The sequence below is a fragment of the Cupriavidus sp. 2TAF22 genome, assembly GCF_052115045.1.
Lineage (GTDB): Bacteria > Pseudomonadota > Gammaproteobacteria > Burkholderiales > Burkholderiaceae > Cupriavidus.
Window position 1 is genome coordinate 1 of sequence record NZ_JBFRFX010000111.1, and the last position, 1,922, is coordinate 1,922.

Annotated in this window: 1 protein-coding gene; it reads left to right on the top strand. The window is 62.5% G+C overall.

Annotation, left to right across the window (positions count from 1 at the left end; all coding sequences use genetic code 11):
* Positions 1-389: 389 nt before the first annotated feature.
* Complete coding sequence (ltrA, locus tag AB4Z48_RS40400; protein WP_441624501.1) at positions 390-1,883, top strand: group II intron reverse transcriptase/maturase; 1,494 nt, start codon at positions 390-392, stop codon at positions 1,881-1,883.
* Positions 1,884-1,922 lie beyond the last annotated feature (39 nt).

A 1,922-nucleotide genomic window follows, 5' to 3' on the forward strand; every position in this document is an offset into this window, starting at 1 on the left:
ATTTATATACTGAGTGCGCCGGGATTTATATACTGAGTGCGCCGGGAGACCGGCAAGGAGTTGGTGGTGCAAGTCCACTACGATGAAGGAATAGCGAGCCACATCGGCCCCGAGCCGTGCGCAGGCCACCGCGAGGTGGTAGGCGAAGCGTCGGTAGGGGAGCGTATGGGCCAGCCATTGAGCCGCGATAGATATATCCCGGGTGCCGACGCGGTTCAGTACGCGGAAGGCAACACGGCGGGGCGCGCATTCGCGAGCGCTCCGACGACCCGGCGTGGTCTGAGAACCTGGCACGTACGGACGCTCCTTGTGCGGGAACCGGGAGATCTCCCATCTGGCCAGTCGCAGTACGGACGGGTCCGCATCGGGAAGGCGAGGAGCCAAAGCCGATGATGAACGGACGGGAGAAGTCAGACTCCGCCATAGTAGCGACGAAGCCTGCGAACAAGGCCTGGAAACGGGCTGCGGAGTGGGTGGAGCCAAGGGCGGGGACCAAGGGGAACACGGGTCAGCCACACACGCGCCGGGCACAGAACCGGGCAAGCGTGTCACAGGGGTTGGAACGTGTACGGCAAGTTGCAAGGCAGCGGAAGAAGGAGCGGTTTACCGCGCTCCTGCACCACATCACGGTTGACCGGCTTCGAGAGTCGTTTTGTGCACTTAAGCGCAATGCGGCCCCCGGAGTGGACGGCGTGACATGGCGGTACTACGAGGCGGGCCTGGAAGAACATCTCCGGCGTCTGCACGCGCAAGTACAGAGCGGAGCGTACCGGGCGTTGCCCGTTCGGCGACAGTACATTCCGAAGCCGGATGGCAAGCTGCGTCCGTTGGGGATCGCGGCGCTGGAGGACAAGATTGTCCAGCGCGCGGCGGTGGAAGTGCTAAACGGGATCTACGAGGAGGATTTCCTCGGGTTCTCGTACGGGTTCCGGCCCGGGCGTAGCCAGCACGATGCGCTGGATGCGTTGGCGGTGGCCATCACCCGCACCCCGGTGAACTGGATTTTGGACGCCGATATCCGGAGCTTCTTCGACTCGGTCAGTCAGCAATGGCTGGTCCGGTTCTTGGAGCATCGGATTGGCGACCCACGCATCATCCGCCTTGTGCGCAAGTGGCTCAAGGCGGGCGTCTTGGAGGACGGAGAGTGGAGCGTCAGTGAAGAGGGCACACCGCAGGGGGCTGTCATATCGCCTCTGCTCGCGAATGTCTACCTGCACTATGTCTTCGATCTCTGGGCCAACCGGTGGCGACGGCGCGAAGCCAAGGGCAATGTCATCACCTCGCGGTACGCGGATGATGTGGTTGTCGGCTTTGAGCATGAAGCCGACGCGCGGCGCTTCTGGGAAGCGATGCGACTGAGGTTGGAGGAGTTCTCGCTTGTGCTTCACCCGGACAAGACGAGGTTGCTTGAGTTTGGCCGCAACGTAGCGGGCAGGCGAAAGCGACAGGGTCTTGGCCGACCCGAGACCTTCTCGTTCCTGGGTCTCGTACATATCTGCGGCAAATCTCGTCGCGGCGCCTTCCAGCTCCAGCGGAAGACCCGGGGGGATCGCATGCAGGCGAAACTCAGGCAAATCAAGGAGCAGTTATGGCGGCGCATGCATGAGCCAATACCCATCCAAGGGCACTGGCTCAAGCAGGTGGTACGCGGCTATTTTGCGTATCACGCGGTTCCAACGAACTCGCGGGCGCTCGTGGCATTTCGCTATCACGTTACCAATCTCTGGCGGCGCTCGCTGCGGCGACGCAGCCAGAAAGATGCCATGACGTGGGCGCGGATGACCCGACTCGCCGATGACTGGCTCCCGAAACCTCGAATCCTTCATCCATGGCCAGGCGACAGATTCGCCGTCAAACACCCAAGGTGGGAGCCCGGTGCCTGAATTGGGCACGCCGGGATCTGTGCGGGGGGTGTCCAGCAA

What these genes read in the sequence shown, in the direction of transcription:
- ltrA (WP_441624501.1), top strand. Translation starts at nt 390, where the DNA reads ATGATGAACGGACGGGAGAAGTCAGACTCCGCCATAGTAGCGACGAAG.